This window comes from Dyadobacter sp. 3J3 (assembly GCF_009801115.1).
Lineage (GTDB): Bacteria > Bacteroidota > Bacteroidia > Cytophagales > Spirosomataceae > Dyadobacter.
Genome location: NZ_VTOL01000004.1, coordinates 343,917 through 360,891 on the forward strand (window position 1 = coordinate 343,917; position 16,975 = coordinate 360,891).

16 protein-coding genes are annotated in these 16,975 nt (G+C 38.6%); 7 read left to right on the forward strand and 9 right to left on the reverse strand.

The features are described 5' to 3' along the window. Window positions 1–247: 247 nt before the first annotated feature. Window positions 248–1,321, reverse strand: coding sequence for a peptide chain release factor 1 (prfA, locus tag FZF08_RS11065; protein WP_159468698.1), 1,074 nt, complete (start codon window positions 1,319–1,321; stop codon window positions 248–250). A gap of 204 nt (window positions 1,322–1,525) precedes the next feature. Here prfA and FZF08_RS11070 point away from each other — a divergent pair, with 204 nt between their 5' ends. Together FZF08_RS11070 and FZF08_RS11075 are read left to right on the forward strand one after the other, a co-directional pair. Beyond that, the gene (locus tag FZF08_RS11070) at window positions 1,526–2,101 is read left to right on the forward strand and encodes a hypothetical protein (RefSeq protein ID WP_159468699.1); all 576 of its coding nucleotides are present in this window, start codon (window positions 1,526–1,528) and stop codon (window positions 2,099–2,101) included. A 52-nt stretch (window positions 2,102–2,153) separates the two neighbouring features. Continuing rightward, window positions 2,154–2,759 (forward strand): hypothetical protein, encoded by a 606-nt coding sequence (locus tag FZF08_RS11075; RefSeq protein WP_159468700.1) that lies wholly within the window; start codon window positions 2,154–2,156, stop codon window positions 2,757–2,759. On the opposite strand, the gene FZF08_RS11080 is transcribed toward FZF08_RS11075, so the two are convergent. After that, the gene (locus tag FZF08_RS11080) at window positions 2,754–4,274 is read right to left on the reverse strand and encodes a GH3 auxin-responsive promoter family protein (protein ID WP_159468701.1); all 1,521 of its coding nucleotides are present in this window, start codon (window positions 4,272–4,274) and stop codon (window positions 2,754–2,756) included. The two genes, FZF08_RS11075 and FZF08_RS11080, sit on opposite strands and share 6 nt — an antisense overlap. A gap of 176 nt (window positions 4,275–4,450) precedes the next feature. Between FZF08_RS11080 and FZF08_RS11085 the strand changes: the two genes are divergently transcribed. Then, window positions 4,451–5,368: an S-adenosyl-l-methionine hydroxide adenosyltransferase family protein gene (locus FZF08_RS11085; RefSeq protein ID WP_159468702.1), complete on the forward strand. Its 918-nt coding sequence runs from the start codon at window positions 4,451–4,453 to the stop codon at window positions 5,366–5,368. Between the two features lie 78 nt (window positions 5,369–5,446). Here FZF08_RS11085 and FZF08_RS11090 read toward each other — a convergent pair whose 3' ends face one another. The 4 genes from FZF08_RS11090 to FZF08_RS11105 form a co-directional block, all read right to left on the reverse strand. Then, window positions 5,447–5,725: a hypothetical protein gene (locus tag FZF08_RS11090; protein WP_159468703.1), complete on the reverse strand. Its 279-nt coding sequence runs from the start codon at window positions 5,723–5,725 to the stop codon at window positions 5,447–5,449. Window positions 5,726–5,899: 174 nt separating this feature from the next. Beyond that, window positions 5,900–6,778, reverse strand: coding sequence for an aldo/keto reductase family oxidoreductase (locus FZF08_RS11095; protein WP_159468704.1), 879 nt, complete (start codon window positions 6,776–6,778; stop codon window positions 5,900–5,902). Window positions 6,779–6,954: 176 nt separating this feature from the next. Next, window positions 6,955–8,106, reverse strand: a complete 1,152-nt coding sequence (locus FZF08_RS11100; protein WP_159468705.1) for a T9SS type A sorting domain-containing protein — start codon at window positions 8,104–8,106, stop codon at window positions 6,955–6,957. A gap of 295 nt (window positions 8,107–8,401) precedes the next feature. Next, complete coding sequence (locus FZF08_RS11105; RefSeq protein ID WP_159468706.1) at window positions 8,402–9,886, reverse strand: xylulokinase; 1,485 nt, start codon at window positions 9,884–9,886, stop codon at window positions 8,402–8,404. A 321-nt stretch (window positions 9,887–10,207) separates the two neighbouring features. Here FZF08_RS11105 and FZF08_RS11110 point away from each other — a divergent pair, with 321 nt between their 5' ends. Then, window positions 10,208–11,671, forward strand: a complete 1,464-nt coding sequence (locus tag FZF08_RS11110) for a M20/M25/M40 family metallo-hydrolase (RefSeq protein WP_159468707.1) — start codon at window positions 10,208–10,210, stop codon at window positions 11,669–11,671. A 36-nt stretch (window positions 11,672–11,707) separates the two neighbouring features. On the opposite strand, the gene FZF08_RS11115 is transcribed toward FZF08_RS11110, so the two are convergent. Both FZF08_RS11115 and FZF08_RS11120 read right to left on the reverse strand, forming a co-directional pair. Beyond that, complete coding sequence (locus tag FZF08_RS11115) at window positions 11,708–12,028, reverse strand: multidrug efflux SMR transporter (protein WP_159468708.1); 321 nt, start codon at window positions 12,026–12,028, stop codon at window positions 11,708–11,710. Between the two features lie 108 nt (window positions 12,029–12,136). Further along, window positions 12,137–12,700 (reverse strand): Crp/Fnr family transcriptional regulator, encoded by a 564-nt coding sequence (locus tag FZF08_RS11120; RefSeq protein ID WP_159468709.1) that lies wholly within the window; start codon window positions 12,698–12,700, stop codon window positions 12,137–12,139. A 128-nt stretch (window positions 12,701–12,828) separates the two neighbouring features. Between FZF08_RS11120 and ispE the strand changes: the two genes are divergently transcribed. Together ispE and FZF08_RS11130 are read left to right on the forward strand one after the other, a co-directional pair. Beyond that, window positions 12,829–13,638, forward strand: coding sequence for a 4-(cytidine 5'-diphospho)-2-C-methyl-D-erythritol kinase (gene ispE, locus FZF08_RS11125; RefSeq protein WP_159468710.1), 810 nt, complete (start codon window positions 12,829–12,831; stop codon window positions 13,636–13,638). Window positions 13,639–13,733: 95 nt separating this feature from the next. Continuing rightward, window positions 13,734–14,363 (forward strand): cytochrome c oxidase subunit 3, encoded by a 630-nt coding sequence (locus tag FZF08_RS11130; protein WP_159468711.1) that lies wholly within the window; start codon window positions 13,734–13,736, stop codon window positions 14,361–14,363. Here FZF08_RS11130 and FZF08_RS11135 read toward each other — a convergent pair. Next, complete coding sequence (locus FZF08_RS11135) at window positions 14,360–15,571, reverse strand: TCR/Tet family MFS transporter (protein ID WP_159468712.1); 1,212 nt, start codon at window positions 15,569–15,571, stop codon at window positions 14,360–14,362. The genes FZF08_RS11130 and FZF08_RS11135 overlap by 4 nt on opposite strands. Window positions 15,572–15,785: 214 nt before the next feature. Between FZF08_RS11135 and FZF08_RS11140 the strand changes: the two genes are divergently transcribed. Beyond that, window positions 15,786–16,964, forward strand: a complete 1,179-nt coding sequence (locus tag FZF08_RS11140) for an AraC family transcriptional regulator (protein ID WP_229216495.1) — start codon at window positions 15,786–15,788, stop codon at window positions 16,962–16,964. Window positions 16,965–16,975 lie beyond the last annotated feature (11 nt).

Sequence of the window (16,975 nt, forward strand, 5' to 3'; positions counted from 1 at the left end):
TTAAGCCTTTTTACATTTTTTTGTTATATTTCAAATCGGCGAATCCATCCCATAGGGATGTCCTGTTTATAGAAGCAAATATTCGTGACGGAATCCTGACTCCTTAGGAGTCGCCTGTAATTTGCTTCTTTCCTTTTTAGGTCAATAATTCACGAATATTCTCAGGAGGCTCCGAAGGATCCAGAACCTTGGAGAACAAATGTTATTGCTATAAACAGGAAGCTCCTATGGAGCTAAATATTTGAAATTACATCGTTTCGCCTTCCTGCATTCTTTCCGCGTTTTCCGCAATACGCAGGCGTTCAATAAATTCCCCAATATCACCTTCCATAACGGCAGGCAAATTGTAAACTGTATAACCGATACGGTGATCCGTGATCCGGCTTTGAGGATAATTGTATGTTCTGATTTTGTCCGATCTGTCGCCGCTACCTACCATGGATTTACGTTGCGAGCTGATCGCATCATTATGTTCTTTCAATTTGATCTCATAAAGACGAGAACGTAAAACGCCCAAAGCTCTTTCCTTGTTTTTCAATTGTGAACGTTCGTCCTGGCAGCTAACAACCAATCCAGACGGAATGTGAGTCAAACGAACGGCAGAATAAGTTGTGTTAACCGACTGTCCACCAGCACCTGACGACATAAATGTATCAATCCGGACATCATTCATATTAATTTGAACGTCAACTTCTTCCGCTTCCGGTAAAACGGCTACCGAGGCAGCGGATGTATGAATTCTTCCCTGAGATTCTGTTTGCGGAACGCGTTGAACACGGTGAACGCCCGACTCAAATTTCATTTTTCCATATACATCGTCGCCTTCAACCTTGCAGACAATTTCTTTATAACCGCCATTTGTACCTTCCGTGAAGTCCATGATAGAAGATCTCCATCCCATTTTTTCAAAGAAACGCTGATACATACGGAAGATATCTCCGGCGAAAATCGCCGCTTCATCTCCGCCTGTTCCGCCTCTTACTTCGAGAATGATATTCCGGCTGTCGTTAGGATCTTTCGGAATCAACAACTCTTTGATAATTGAATCCATTTCTTCCATTTTAGGAAGCAATTCGTCCAATTCTTCTTTTGCCATTTGGCGCAGTTCCTCATCTTTTTCGTTGACGATCATATCTTTCGTCCCTGCGATATCCTTCTGAAGTTTTTGGTAAATTGTATATTGTTCAACAATCTTTCCCAAATCCTTATATTCCTTACTCAGTTTGGAATATTTCGTAGAATCGGAAACGATTTCAGGTTGTATAATTTGTTGCGAAACTTCTTCGAAACGTTCTTTTATGGCTTCTAATTTATCTAGCATATCGCGTTAATGTCTTTTGGCATTGCATATTCGGGCGACAAAGATACGCATTTTAGGTTGAAGAATGTTTTTCGTACGTTCGTTGTCTGTTTTGAATTACAAAGTTGTATTTAACGTTGAAGAATAAAAGTAGAGAATGGCGGTTTTTTTTGACTGAAATCTGCTTTTAAAATTCCTTTATCTGTTTAACTTATAAAAAATAAAATGAATCGTATCCTATATTCTCTGGCTTTTGGATTGCTTTTGTTTGGTTGCAACAATACGCGTGTTGAAAATACAAAGGAATTATCCAATGAAATAAAGGCATCGAAAATCATTCGTGTAACCAACACTCAGCTTATTTATACGGTTGATGAATGGGGAAAGAAAATTTCAAAACTGGCGCAGAAATCTCTGGAAGAAGCCTTATTGAAAAATCCTGAAAAGGCCGCCGAACTTTGTAAGAATCCATCAGAGATTCCTATTATCGGTGCTTTGGAAAAAAAATACGGAGTCAAAATATCATTACTTGGTTCTGATGATACAACCAATGCAAAACTTGATAAAAAAGAAACGGAGCTTTTGAAGGCATATTTATACAGTGCAAAAAGTAACGCCTCGTCATTAAGCGATAATGTTCAGCCCATTAACGATACAACGGTTGTATACAATGTTCCGGCTGATTTACAAATTTGTAAAACTTGTCTGGCCGACAAAACACCTTCCTTTGCACTTTGGCGATTGTTGTTTGACAAAAAGGAAATTCTTCGAAAAGTTGATGTGAAAACCTTGAAAGATTAATTTGGATCGGTTTTTGTTACCTGAAAATAAATTAGTCAATGTAGCATAGGATATGGTAAATCAAAATCAATTTAATCCGGGCGACTTTAATCACGTGCGGGAGAATAAGAAAATTCCAAAAGTGATAGAAAGTGAAATTTTGCAGGCACTTTCTTTTTACCCGGAATTGCAAAACGTACCGATTGATTTTGTGTTTAAACAAAATATCAAGAAGTCGGTTATGCAGGCACAGCCGAGAATTGAAACCATGTTTTCTGGTAAGCAAAACCGCGGATATCAAATTAATATCAGCGCTCTGTTCAAACTGACAAATACTGCAATTCCAATTCATCAGATTCCAACCGATATTCTGATTGGCTGGATTGGACATGAACTGGGACATATTATGGATTATCACAACCGCAACATTTTCGGGATGATAAGATTTGGCTTTGGCTATCTTTTTTCAACAAAATACATTCAGCAGGCCGAAAAAGTAGCGGATACTTTTGCTGTAACGCATGGTTTAGGAAGTTACATTATCCAAACCAAAAATTTCATACTTAACCACGCGGACTTACCTGAGAAATACAAACAAAAAATTGCCCGGCTATACCTTTCTCCGGATGATATAGTCGAGCAAGTGAGATTACTGGAAGCGCAAAGAGCAGCTTTATAAGTTTTGATTCACAAAAGTTTCAAATTCAATAAAATCCTCTTCTTTCATCACTCGGGGAATTTTCACCTGACCACCGAGCTTTTTTGTTTCTTCGCTCCATTTATAAAAAATGGTTTCAGAAATGAGCACAACTTCAATGCCTTTCAGTGCTTTTCCACGGGCAACTTTATAATTCTTATTGCTGATCTGCAAGGCATTATCGAGAGATTCAGCAACTTTGGTGAAGTCGGGGAATTTGTCGGAACTGATATACCATTTAAGAATAAATTCTTCATCTTTATGGACAGCTGCGGCAATGAATTCAGTCATCACCACATCATATTCTTTTTCTAAAACGCGTAATGCATCATTCATCTGGTTGACTGAAAGCTGTTCGCCAACAACGTTCAGATAATGTTTTGTGCGGCCTGTGATTTTAATTTCCGCTCTTGATTTGTCCGTTATCATCACGGTATCGCCAATCATATACCGCCACGCCCCGGAAACGGTAGAAATTAACAGGCAATAATTTACATCTTCAACTGCATTTTCCAGCGCAACTATTTCTGCATCCGGTTTTACCAAACCATCGTCATCCATATTGTCGCCTTCCATGGGCACAAATTCAAAGAAAATGCCACTTTTAGTTAATAAGGCCATAGAAGTGGTTTCAGGCCGGCTTTGTATGGCAATAAAACCTTCGGAAGCCAGATAGGTATCAATGTAAATTAAGGGATGGGCAAATAATTTTTCCAGACTTTTTCTGTAAGGATCAAACGCAACGCCGCCTGTGGTATATACCAGAAGATTCGGCCAGATCTCATGAATATTTTTTAGATTGTGTTTCTTTATAATTTCTTTCAGCATCAGTTCAATCCAGGCCGGAATTCCGGACAAACAGCCAATATCCCAATCCGGTGCCTGTTCAGCGATTAACTTTACACGTTCGTCCCAATCTTTGATATCAGCAATTTCACGACCGGGTTTGTAATATCCGCTAAACCAGGAAGGAATATTGCTGGCACTGATTCCGCTGATTTCACCTTCCAGATGATCATCTTTTTCGGTCAGGTTGGTACTGCTGCCGAGCATCAAAATTTGTTTTTCAAAAAAATCAGCGGGTAAATTGAAGGCACTCAGATTCATGATTTCGTCCGTGCCACTTTTTCGAATCGCATCCAGCATATCATCAGTGACGGGAATGTGTTTGCTATGACTTGTGGTGCCGCTGCTTAACGCAAAATATTTCTGACCGCCCGGCCAGGTTACATTTTGGTGACCTTCCAACAAATAATGCCACCAGTCGGTGTTCATTTTATCGTAATCATGGACGGGAACATTTTTCTGGAATGCGGCAATGATGTTCTCCTTTTCCAGAATTTCCTTGAAATGGTATGCTTTTCCAAAAGCGGTGAGTTTTGCTTTTTCAAGCAGCATTACAAGTATCTCCTGCTGCTCTTTCACCGGATCAGGATCACTCTTTATATAACCTGTGATGTCAATCGCTTTTTTGATCAGCTCGCCAATAACTGCCATGATTATTAATTAATATGAAGTGAGTAAAGTAACCGACAATCATATCTCAAAAGGTATGCCAAAGACGAATTTGATAAGGTCGGATAACCTGGTAAATTTATAACTTTACGGAAGATGGCAGGGATTTTTAAATTCCTGAAATTCCAGATTATTATTCATACAATTTTATAAAAAATATGGCATCATTTTCCTTCCTTAACAAATCCGGGTTTTCGGCAAGCGTTGTTTTATTTATGCTTATTACGGTTGCTTCAACAGCCCAAAATAATATTCTTGTTTTCCAGTCCGATTTTGGATTGAAAGATGGTGCTGTTTCCGCCATGAAAGGAGTTGCGATGGGCGTTTCCCCTGATCTTAAATTATTTGATGTAACGCATGAAATCCCGGCTTATAATATTTGGGAAGCATCTTACCGACTTGTTCAAACTGCTCCTTACTGGCCTGCCGGAACTGTTTTTGTTTCCGTTTGCGATCCTGGTGTTGGAACTCAAAGGAAATCGGTGGTTCTTTTAACCAAGTCAGGACATTATTTTGTCACGCCCGATAATGGAACTCTAACTCTGGTTGCCGAGCAAATGGGAATTCAGGAAGTTCGTGAAATTGATGAAGTGAATAACCGACGAAAAAATTCGAACGAATCTTATACTTTTCATGGTCGTGATGTGTATGCATTTACAGGAGCAAGACTGGCCTCTAAAACCATTACTTACGATCAGATTGGTCCAAAACTTCCAAATCAGATTGTGTCAATTCCTTACACAAAACCATCTTTCGTAAACGGGAAAGTAAAGGGGACTATACCTATTCTGGATATTCAGTATGGCAATGTTTGGACTGATATTGATAAAAAACTTTTCAATCAACTCGGGATCAAAATAGGGGAAAATATTAAAGTTCAGGTTTTCAACAGCGAGAAGAAAGCATACGAAGGGACTGTTCAATATGTCAATACTTTTGGTGAAGTGCCTGAGGGGAGTGACGTTGGTTATTTTAATAGCTTGCTCAATTTTTCATTGGGAATAAATATGGCAAACTTTTCAGAAAAACATGGCGTGTTGAGTGGAAGTAACTGGAGTATTATTTTGAGCAAATAGCAATTTGAAATACTTGCTTTTGAAATTAAAAAACCTGCCATCGAGCAGGTTTTTTAATTAATTCGAATTCGAAAAGAATTACAATTTCTTCACTTCATCTTTAACACCTGTTCCGACTTTTTTCGCTACTTTTTTAGTGCCGTCAAATGCTTTTTCAGCGCCTTCGCCAACTTTTTCAGCTCCGGTTTTTACGCCTTCACCAACAATTTTTGCATCTTTTTTAATAACAGCACCCACTTTTTTAGCTTTTGATTTAGTGGCTGCTACTACTTTCTGAGTTTTTGTTGAATCTGTATCTTGTGCAAAAGAGGCAGTTGAAAATGCAAATAGAGCGGCGATAATCAATATTTTTTTCATGTTGTCCTATGTAGTTTTTTATCTAAGGTTTAAAGCATTCGCTTTTCCGTATTTATACGGATTAGAACTCTACAAGTCACAATTACTTAGAAAAGTTTTTATACTGATAAAAAATTAAAAAGCCAGTTACGTTTAGAGAACATAACCGGCTTTTTAGTAAAGACTTACAATTTATCAGAATGGATTAACAACTTGATAAAGAGCATACCAATCCTGATTTGTTAATTGAATATCCGAAGCACTTGCTGCGTTTCTGATTCTTGTTTCCGATAAAGAGCCAATAATGGGCAGCGTTCCAAGTTTCATTAACCAGGCTACTGCCGTTTGCTCAATGTTAGCGTCATATTTTTTGCCAATTTCTTCAAGTTTTGCTCTTAAAGCGACTGCTTTTTCATCGGTTCCATTCAAAATCCGCCCTCCTGCTAATGGTGCCCAGGCAAGGGGTTTGCTAAAACTTTGTTTGATAAAATCGATACGGCCATCGGCAATGGCTGTCGTATTCAGCAAATTCAGTTCGATATGGTTTGTGACAATTGGAATTCTTAGATAGGAAGCCAATAATTGATGCTGGAAAACAGAAAAGTTAGCAACACCGATATGTTTCACTTTTCCGGATTTTACAACTTCTGCCAATGCTCCGGCCGTTTCTTCAGGATCTGCCAGGAAATCGCTGTGCTGTAAAAGAAAAATATCAAGATAATCCGTGTTCAGTCTTTTTAATGATCCGTTGACACTATTGATAATATGATCTCTGGACGTGTCGTAATAGCTGAAATCGCCATTGTCTGACTTTCTTATCCCACATTTACTGAAAAGAACAATATCCTCTCTTTTAAAGGATTTAGTTTTGATTACTTTACCAAAATGTTCCTCAACGGTAAAATCACCGTAAACGTCGGCATGATCAAATGTGTTTATGCCAAGTTCCAAACACAAGTTAATTGTCTTTTCAATGGCGGCTGTTGTTTCTGCACCTTCATCTTTCCATCGCCAGAAACCATAAACTGCTTCAGATACTTTTGGGCCGGAATCACTTAAATTAACTTTTTTCATTCGGTGGTGTTGGTTGGATCAGGTTGCAAAAATACCCTAATTTTAAAAATAGCAATCCAATTTTTGAATTACTCCTACGATTACTTTTAAGATATCAATGCTTTCTCTATAAAAAGAAAGCTCCTCACTCATTTAAGAGTTTCGGAGCTTCATTAAGGGTTTATGAGTTTGTCTTTTTAATCAATTAGTAACAACTTAAAGGATTTGGTTTTGGAATCATTACCGGCATCATTTACCCTTAGTTCATATTGTCCCGCTGCGGGGTTACCTTTTATATTAATCTGAAATGAGTTTTCAGATTTGACCGTTTTTATGGATAGCTCTTTGCCTAATGAATTGAAAAGTCTGATTTGTGGATTTTTAGAACCGGAATATTTTACAACAAAACTTCCATGATTCGGATTTGGAAACACGAAAGTTTCGTCTGCTGAGTTTGCCTTTACACCTATTGTTCTGGAATATTCAAAACTTCCATCAAGATCAATCTGTTTTAAGCGAAAATAGAAAGTCTGGTCAGGTTGAATTTCGGTGTCTGTAAACTCATAAGAAGATTTGGATTTTGTGGTGATGTTTCCTTCAACATATCCGATTTTATGGAAGTTGACGGCATCTGTACTTTTCTCTATTTCAAAACCTTCATTTTGATCTTCCCAGGTAGTTTCCCACTTTAATAAAATAGTATTGTTATTCAAGCTGCCTTTGAATGAACTTAATTTAACAGGCATAGGAGAAATTACTGTTCCGTTTAGGATGATTTTGTCAAGCCTGAAACTGGCTCCTGTAGATGCTGTATTGGTACCTAAATCAGCTCTTTGCGTGCCAAAAGGATAGATCCTGAAAGTCAATTGGACACTGCTTGCTACGGTAAAATCATCAAAATCCCAGGTAGTAGTTGCCCCGGGTGAGGTAATCGTTTTTGGAGCCGCTCCCCACGCACTGGAAGTAGCAAATCCGTCGGTACTATAACGAATTTCAAGTTGATTGGGAGCAGAGGCGCTTCCCTGACGGAAAAAAGTAAGAGAGGTAACGTCAAGCTGATAACCAGCGTTGGCTGTAACTGAAAATTCAATATAAGAATTGTTGTTGATGGATGCTGTATTATTCAGGGTTGTTGAGTTAAAAGCATTGGCGAATGGAGTGCACGTTATTGTGTTTCTTGTAAGCTCAGTTCCAGTGACGTTGGGAATCGGTGTAGAGATGTTACCTGGTGTTGGACAGGCGGAAACCCCTGTAAACGTATTGGAATAAATTTGGCTGAAAGTAAGTGCTGGCACCATTAAAAGGATAGTCAGCAAAAGAAGATATTTAGGGTAAAAGTTTCTTATCATAATATTTGGTGTGTATAGTGTAAAGAATACTAATGCACCGAAAGTATGAAAAAAGATACTTGTTTAATGTAAATATTGAATAAATTATTGTATTTATTCAATATTTGATTAGGGTTTTCGTTTAACGCATATTTTAATCACTTTTGGAATAATTTTGACTAATTATTTTTCCAGATTTAGGAAATGATAAGGTTGGGAATACCCCTAAAAAGATAAAACCAAAGAAATTAATTTAAAAAAGTACGGTCTCTTTTAAATTAATTTCTTTGGTTTGCTATGCGATTTGGCTTTTATGCTATACCTCTTTGAGAAGAGCTTCCTTCCACTTTCCATAAGCATCTTTTGTAGACGCGGTTAAAGAAGAGTCTGGCTCTACAGTGCGGACCGCAGATAAACCTGTGAAAGCTTCGTTACGATTTTTGTAATAACCCAGTCCCAAACCTGCTGCACGGGCTGCACCCTGGGCCCCGTCTGTATTGAAAAGCTCAACCGTAGCACCGGAAACATTCGCAAAAGTTTCACGGAAAACATGGCTTAAAAACATATTTGCCTCACCTGCTCTTATGTTTTTCAAGGAAACACCAAGCGTTTCCATAACCTCCATACCATAGTAAAGGGCAAAAACAATTCCTTCCTGAGCGGCACGCGTCCAATGGCTGATACCATGACGACTGAATTGCAGTCCACGGAAATTGGCTCCAGGGTCCTGATTTTCAAGCATTCGCTCCGCACCGTTACCGAAAGGAAAACAAATTAACCCGTCAGAGCCAACTGGTGCGTGCGCGGCCAGATCATTAATGCCGGGATAGGAAATATTGCCTTGTAACAATGTATTTCTCAACCAGCTATTCAAACTTCCTGTACCATTTACACAAAGCAAAACGCCATAACGCGGTGCTTCAACAGTATGATTAACGTGCAGGAAGGTATTAACTCTGGATTTTTCATCAAATTTAATCTGATCACTCACCCCGTAAACTACGCCAGAAGTTCCGGCAGTTGCTGCAACTTCTCCAGGATCTAAAACATTTAAAGAAAATGCATTATTTGGCTGATCACCAGCACGGTAAGTAATTGGAATTCCTGCTTTTAAACCGAGCGCTGCCGCCGATTCTGCCGTTAATTTTCCTTGTTCAGAAAAAGTTGGTACAACAGTAGCCATCAGATTTTTATCAAAGCCAAAATAGTCTAAAAGAAAATCAGCTGGTTTTTCTTCTTTAAAATCCCATAAGATACCTTCCGACAATCCTGAGGGAGTAGTGACAACTTCATTGGTCATTTTTGCTGCCAGATAGTCGCCGGGAAGCATGAATTTATGCACTTTGGCATATACATCGGGTTCATTTTGTTTGACCCATCCTAATTTTGACGCGGTGAAATTTCCCGGAGAATTTAACAAATGAGGTAAAACTGTTTTTTCACCGATAGCCTGCATCGCTTTGTTTCCAATCTCGACGGCACGGCTGTCGCACCAGATAATGGAAGGACGCAGGACATTCAAATCTTTATCAACAACAACCAAGCCGTGCATTTGGTACGATATTCCAATTGCACCCACATAGTCAGGAGAAATCCCCGACTGCTCCATCACGGCCTGCGAGGCCAGACATGCGTTTTCCCACCATTGTTCGGGTTGCTGTTCGGCAAAACCCGGTTTTGGTGCGGCAATAGCCATTTCTTTTTCCGGATAAAAAGCCGAAGCAATCACCTGGCCGGTGTCTGCATGCAGGAGACATGCCTTTATTGATGAACTGCCTAAATCGAATCCCAGGAAATACATATAGGTTGTTTACGGTTAGTCGGTTTATTGGAAAAATTATAAATATTAACAGATTAAAATCAGAAATACAAAATTGTTGAATTTGTTGGATATTACAATAAATAATAAGTGTATAAATTACACTTTAAAATAGTTGAAATGTTTATTTTTATATCAAAATCGTAAAACACCAATTTTTTACCGTAATCCAAATGATTCTTTCGAAAGTCTTGTTGCATCTTAAACCTGATTTTGGTTTTAGATATTTTTCATGGATAGTAAAATTCAAATTCTTTGCTAACTTAGGTTTCGTAAATCTACATCGTCCTTTTTAAGGAAATTATGAAAAAAATAATATTGGTTGCGGTAGCCGGCGGATTATTCTTTTTAGCCACCGGATTTAATTCAGATGACAAAAAATGGGAAAAAACTTTTACACGTCTTGATACCGAAGTAAGAAAGAACAGCAAAGCATACGAAACTTTGGGCAGTGCCACGCAGACCATCGGCCATAGGCTGACCGGTAGTGCGAATGGTGAAAAAGCGGAAGAATATGCTTACAAATTGTTAAAAAGTTATGGTTTTACGGATGTTGTGTACCAGCCGTTTGAAGTGGAAGCGTGGATGCGCGATACTGTTACGCTGAGTATTGTTCCCGGGAGCAGCGACAATTTCCGGGATGTTCCTGTGGTTTCTCTTGCGCATTCACCTGTTCAGGCCAATCTTAAAGGTGAAATCGTGGATGTTGGCAATGGGCTGGCAGAAGATTTTGAAGCGCTTAAAGATAAGGTAAAGGGCAAAATTGTTCTTGCCAATATTGGTGTCGTAGGTGTGACCGGGAAAAAGAATTTACATCGTTCTGAGAAAACGGCTCTTGCGATTAAATATGGTGCGGATGGAATTATCATGGTAAACCAGGCTCCCGGCAAGATTTTGCTGACAGGAACTGCTTCGGTTACCGGTGCAATTATTTCAATTCCTGCGGTTTGTGTTTCGAATGATAGCGGGAAAGAAATTCGTGGCTGGTTGAAAGATGAGGGGCCGTTGCATGCGCATATTGATATGCATAACATTTCAAAACAGATCAAAGCGAGAAATGTAATTGCCACGCTGAAAGGTAAATCTGACGAGAAAATTATCATCGGCGGTCACCTGGATTCGTGGGATCTGGCAACTGGTGCCATTGATAATGGTATCGGTTCTTTCGCAGTGATGGATATTGCACGCGCTTTCAAAGCTTTGAAAATTAAACCGGAACGTACAATCCAATTTGTTTTATTCATGGGTGAAGAGCAGGGATTATTAGGATCCAAGCATTTTGTAAGTGAATTAAAACGTACAGGAGCGGTTGACAAAGTGGGTTATATGATGAACCTAGACATGACCAATGATCCAAAAGGTATCAATGCTTTTGGAAAAGATGAAATGACAGATTTCTTCAAAGGTGTTGGTGAAGCTATTCATACAGTGGATGCGGGTTATAAAAATGAACAGGCTAACCGAGCGGGTTTACATAGTGATCATCAGCCCTTTATGTTGGAAGGAATTCCGGTTGCAGGACTTTCTGGTACGCTGGCTCCGGAAGTGATCCAATGTTATCACGCAGATTGTGATGATTTTAAACTTGTTAATAAGGACCAACTTGAAAATACGGTTCGTATTGCGGCGATGTGTTTATATGCACTTTCAAATGCAGAAAAAATACCTGGCAAAAAACTTTCAGATACTAAAACAAGAGATTATTTGATTTCTCAGGGCTTGAAACAAGAGCTCGTGATCGGGCAGGAGTGGAGATGGGGAGAATGATAGCTTGAATGGTTGAGTTTTAAAATGGTCTCGGAATTATGATTTCGAGACCATTTTTATTCCAATGATTGACCCAATTAACAAAACAATAAAAAATATTCGCCAGAAATCGATGGGATCTTTATAAAATAAGATTCCGATTAATACCGTCCCAACCGCTCCAATTCCTGTCCAGACCGCATAAGCCGTACCCAATGGAATTGTTTGTATTGCTTTATTTAAGAGAAGAAAACTACACACAATACAAACAAAAAATGCAAGGGTCCATTTGACATTTGTGAAGTTGTCAGAATGTTTGAGGCATGTCGTAAAACCTACTTCAAAAAGGCCGGCAATAATTAAGATGATCCAGTACATAATTCGGAATTTTATATTAATAAACACTGATCGCTAAATACTATCAGCTTTCTGCAAAGTTCCGACTGTTTTCCCACATCAAATTTTACAAATGTTAAAAAATGAAATTTATCTGATATCTGCCCGGATACGGCTCAATGTTACCTGGCTTATTCCAAGGTAGGACGCAATATGTCTGAGCTGAACTCTTTGAAGTATAGCAGGCTGTGAATTTATAAAATCCTTGTAGCGTTCCGCAGCCGTTTTAAATTGCCGGGAAATAAATCTTTCTTCCGTTTTTATCAATTCCGATTCTACCAGTTTCCTTCCCCAATTAGCAAGCTGCAAATTGTTGTTATAAAGATTTTGTAAAATATCATTAGAAATTTTATATAGCACCGAATCTTCAAGTAATTCAATACTTTCATATCCCGGTTGACTAACAAAAAAGCTATTGTAGGAAAGTAAAATATCTGATTCTGAGCCGAACCAGAATGTTATTTCTTTATCATCTTTGTCAAGATAAGCGCGGGCAATTCCTTTTTCGATGAAATAAACAGAGCGCTCAACTCTGCCTGCTTTGATCAGTATATGTCCTTTTGGATATTCAACTTTTTCGAGAAGAACGATGAAATCAGATAATGAGTCCTCAATTAGGCTGAGCTGGCTGATTTTTTTAATCGTGTTTTCCAATTGTTCGTATGTTTGGCCGTAAGTGGAAAAGTTAAGCAAATAAATTTTAACACTTATTTCAACTCTTCAATACGACTTCAAAGATTACTGCTGATATTTGTTGTTTGCTAACAAACTTTTCATAATATATGGTTGTATTTCCAAACGCAAAAATAAATATCGGACTCAACATTATTGAAAAAAGGAAGGACGGATTTCATAATATCGAATCCTGTTTTTATCCCGTTGGCTGGTCTGATGCATTGGAAATACTTCCTGCTGATATTTTTTCTTTTCAATCGGATGGAATAGATATTCCGGGAAATCCGGCATCGAATCTTTGTACGAAGGCGTATAAAATGATGTCGACAGATTATGAATTTGATCCGGTAAGTATCCATTTACTCAAAGCTGTGCCGATAGGCGCAGGCTTAGGCGGAGGCTCCTCAGATGCTGCATTTACGATAAAAGCATTGAACGAATTATTCGGATTGGAAATTTCTCTGGAAAAACAATTGGATTACGCGCGTAGGTTAGGCAGTGATTGTGCCTTTTTTATTGAAAATAAACCGGTTTATTGTTTTGAGAAAGGTGACCGCTTCGAAGAAATCAGTCTAAAATTGACAGAGAAATGGATCGTTATGGTAAATCCTGAACTGCATATCTCAACAGCTGAGGCATATGCAGGAGTTCAGCCATTAAAATCAGAAATTGATCTTCGTGAGCTTTTAAAGGCGCCTATTGAGAATTGGAGAAACGGGGTTAAAAATGATTTTGAAAAATCCTTGTTTCCAAAATATCCTGTTTTGAAAGAAATAAAAGAAAGGTTGTATAACGAAGGTGCAAAGTATGCAGCCATGAGTGGATCCGGATCAACTTTATTTGGTATTTTTGATAAAGAAACTGACTTATCCGACATTTTTAATCAGTATAAACGTTGGCAGGGTTATCTAAAATAATATTTATGCCGTTGTTGTATCTATACTACAAAAATTGTCGTTATAAAAACTTATATTCCCGATCAATTAACTTGTTTCCATAAAGAGATTGAATAATGAGTCCTAAACACTCTACCAGAGATAAAGAAAACCCATTTACGAAGCGCAGAGAACCTTTTGGGTTCATGCTCTGGCTTGGGGTTTTTGGTAGTTCCCTTTTGTTTGGGATTATCTTTCTGGAATATATTCTTAGGGCAGAGGGGCTAAACTGGCATTTTGTAGCTTTGCCTGATATGTTTTGGCTTAGTACACTGGTTATTCTTTTTAGCAGCATTACCTTACATGAAGCAAACCTGGCTTTTGTGCAGGAGCGTTTTTTGCATTACAGGATTTTTCTTGCCGCGACACTCACCCTTGGAATAACCTTTATGATACTTCAGGGTGGTGGCTGGTTGGAAATTATTGAAAGCAGAACTTTAGGTAATCAAAATAATACTTCTTTCGGATTTATTTATCTGCTCACAGGTTTACATTTAATTCATATCCTGATCGGTGTAATCTATCTTGGCATCATGTTCAGGAAAGCTTTGAAAAACAGAACTTATGTTGATTCCTTTGTTTATAGCGTCAATCCGCCGAATCTTTTAAAGCTTAAATTAATAACCCGTTACTGGCATTTTGTGGATATTTTATGGGTTGCGGTTTTTCTTTTATTGCTTTCTCTGAGCTTCTTTAACAGCTATTAAAAATTCTTTTTTAAACTTTTTCTTGCCAAAAAGGCGCTTACCAAAGTCAGCACAGCGGCTGTGAGCATAGGTGCGCCGGGGAAATAAAACGGAGCGGTCGGTTTTGTGAAGAAATAGAAAAGATTACTCATCAACGGTGGGCCAATGATGGAGGTAAGACTCATCAAACTCGTCATAGCGCCTTGTAATTCTCCCTGCTCATTTGCAGGTACCTGTGTTGAAATAAGTCCCTGCAACGACGGTCCGGCAATTCCTCCAAGAATATAGGGAACCATAAAAGCAAACATCATCCAGGTTTCTGCTGCAAAAGCGAACAAAACAAAACCTACCGAATAGAGGAACAAACCAATATACACACCTCTCTTTTGACCGATTTTTGGAATAATCAACCTGATGAGTCCGCCTTGAACAATCGCTCCCATTAGTCCCATTGCCCCTAATGAGTAGCCTATGATCCGCGCATCCCAGTGGAATTTTTCCATTGTATAATACGACCAGTTACTCTGAATAGCGTGGTTTGCAACATACAATAAAGCAAGCGAGACAATGAGTCCGGAAATAACAGGATAACGTTGCAGGTTTTTTAATGCACCGGCAGGATTAGCACGGTCCCAACTGAACTTGCGGCGATTTTCCGGTTTTAGTGATTCGGGTAAAATGAAATATCCATAAATCCAGTTGACAAGAGAAAGTCCTCCTGCTGCCAAAAATGGAACCCGTGAACCATATTGACCTAATAAACCACCCAAAACTGGTCCGATAATAAAACCTAAGCCAAAAGCCGCGCCGATCAGTCCGAAATTCTGAGCGCGTTTTTCAGGTGTGCTTACATCTGCTATGTAGGCAGCGCCGGTTGTAAAACTGGCACCCATAATTCCGGCGATAATCCTGCCTACAAACAACCATCCAATGCTCGGTGCATAGGCCAGAAACATATAATCCAGCGCAAAACCAAGCAATGACGCCAACAGAACGGGACGTCGTCCAAACTGGTCGCTTAATCCGCCGACAATCGGCGCGCAAATAAATTGTACAAAGGAATAAGAGAACAAAATCCAGCCTCCATAACGTGCAGCGTCGCTTAAACTGCCGCCAACCAGTTCGCTGATTAGTTTTGGCATAACAGGAATGATAATGCCAAGGCCAATTACGTCAATCAGAAGCGTAACAAATATAAATCCGATTGCCGGAGTTTTTTTCGAAGTCATAAGGAGTAATTATTCCTCAAATGTACAGTTAAAATCGAGTCCGAGGGATTAAAAAAATGTTAGTTCCTTGTTTTTATTTTGAGTGAAAGTATCGTACAAGATGCAGGATATCAAAAGCAAATTGACCTTTGGAGTTTGCAGATTGCTAAAATTGATTAGCCGGATATCGAAGATGGGTTTCGGATTTGTATCTTTGAATCTTCTGTTCAAAACTATGTTTCCAGTTTCTCCGCCGATCCGGATGGATCTATTTTCCATCTTTATATTACTTGGCATTGTCCAGGGAATTTTTCTGTCTTACTTTTTTATATCAAATAGTAAAGGAAATCGATTTCCAAATCTTCTGCTTGCCATCCTGCTGTTCGGATTGGTGCTGATTATGGTCGATGTGTGGCTGGGTTATACCAATTATATGTTTCGGGTGATATGGCTCGTGGATGCAACTGAACCCGTAAACCTTATCCTGGCGCCATTAACATATCTTTATATAAAAACAAGTATAAGTCAACGGATTGAAAAAAATGACTGGATACATTTTATTCCACCTGCCTTTTATTTTCTATACATGTGCCTGATGATTTATCCACAAGGCACTGCTTTTAAATACAATGCAAATATTGGATCCTATCATCCGGAAATAGCTACAATTGAAGCATACATTTATGGAGAGCGCTGGATGTTTTTTCTGAAACATCATATTAATGATTTCACTTTTATAAGTATGTTTTGCTATGATATTGCAGGTTTTATTTTACTAAAAAACGCATACAAAAAACAGGGCTATTCAATTTTCTCCAAAGAGAAAACGCCGCTATCATGGTATCGAAAGTTTCATTTACAGCTTTTGGGGCTGGTTTTAATTTTCCTTCTAGTCAAAATTTTCTTTTCACATGACCTCGGTGATCATATCATTGCAGCCTGTATAACCTTGATTATTTATGCAACAAGTATAACTGTATTCAGCCGCTCCCTGTTTTTCCATGAAAATAGTACCAAATCTAACGAAACCAAGAAATATGGGAAGTCTTCACTGACAGCTGAGATACAAACATCGACACTCAGAAAGCTCAATGATCTTATGAAAACGGAGAAACCTTTTCTGGATCCGGGATTTTCGTTACCCGTTTTGGCAAAACAGTTGGGTACTTCCACACATCATTTATCCCAAATTTTGAATGAAGAACTTGAACAGACATTTTTTGATCTTATGGCGTCCTACCGGATTGCCGAAGCTCAGAAACTGCTTTATTCTAAGGAAAGTAATTTTATCAAAATTGAAGAAATCGCCCAAATGGTTGGATATAATTCCAAATCCGCATTTAACACGGCTTTTAAAAAAATTACGGGTGTGACACCTTCCGAATTTAAAAAGCGGACTTCCGAAACGGAATAATTACTTGTACT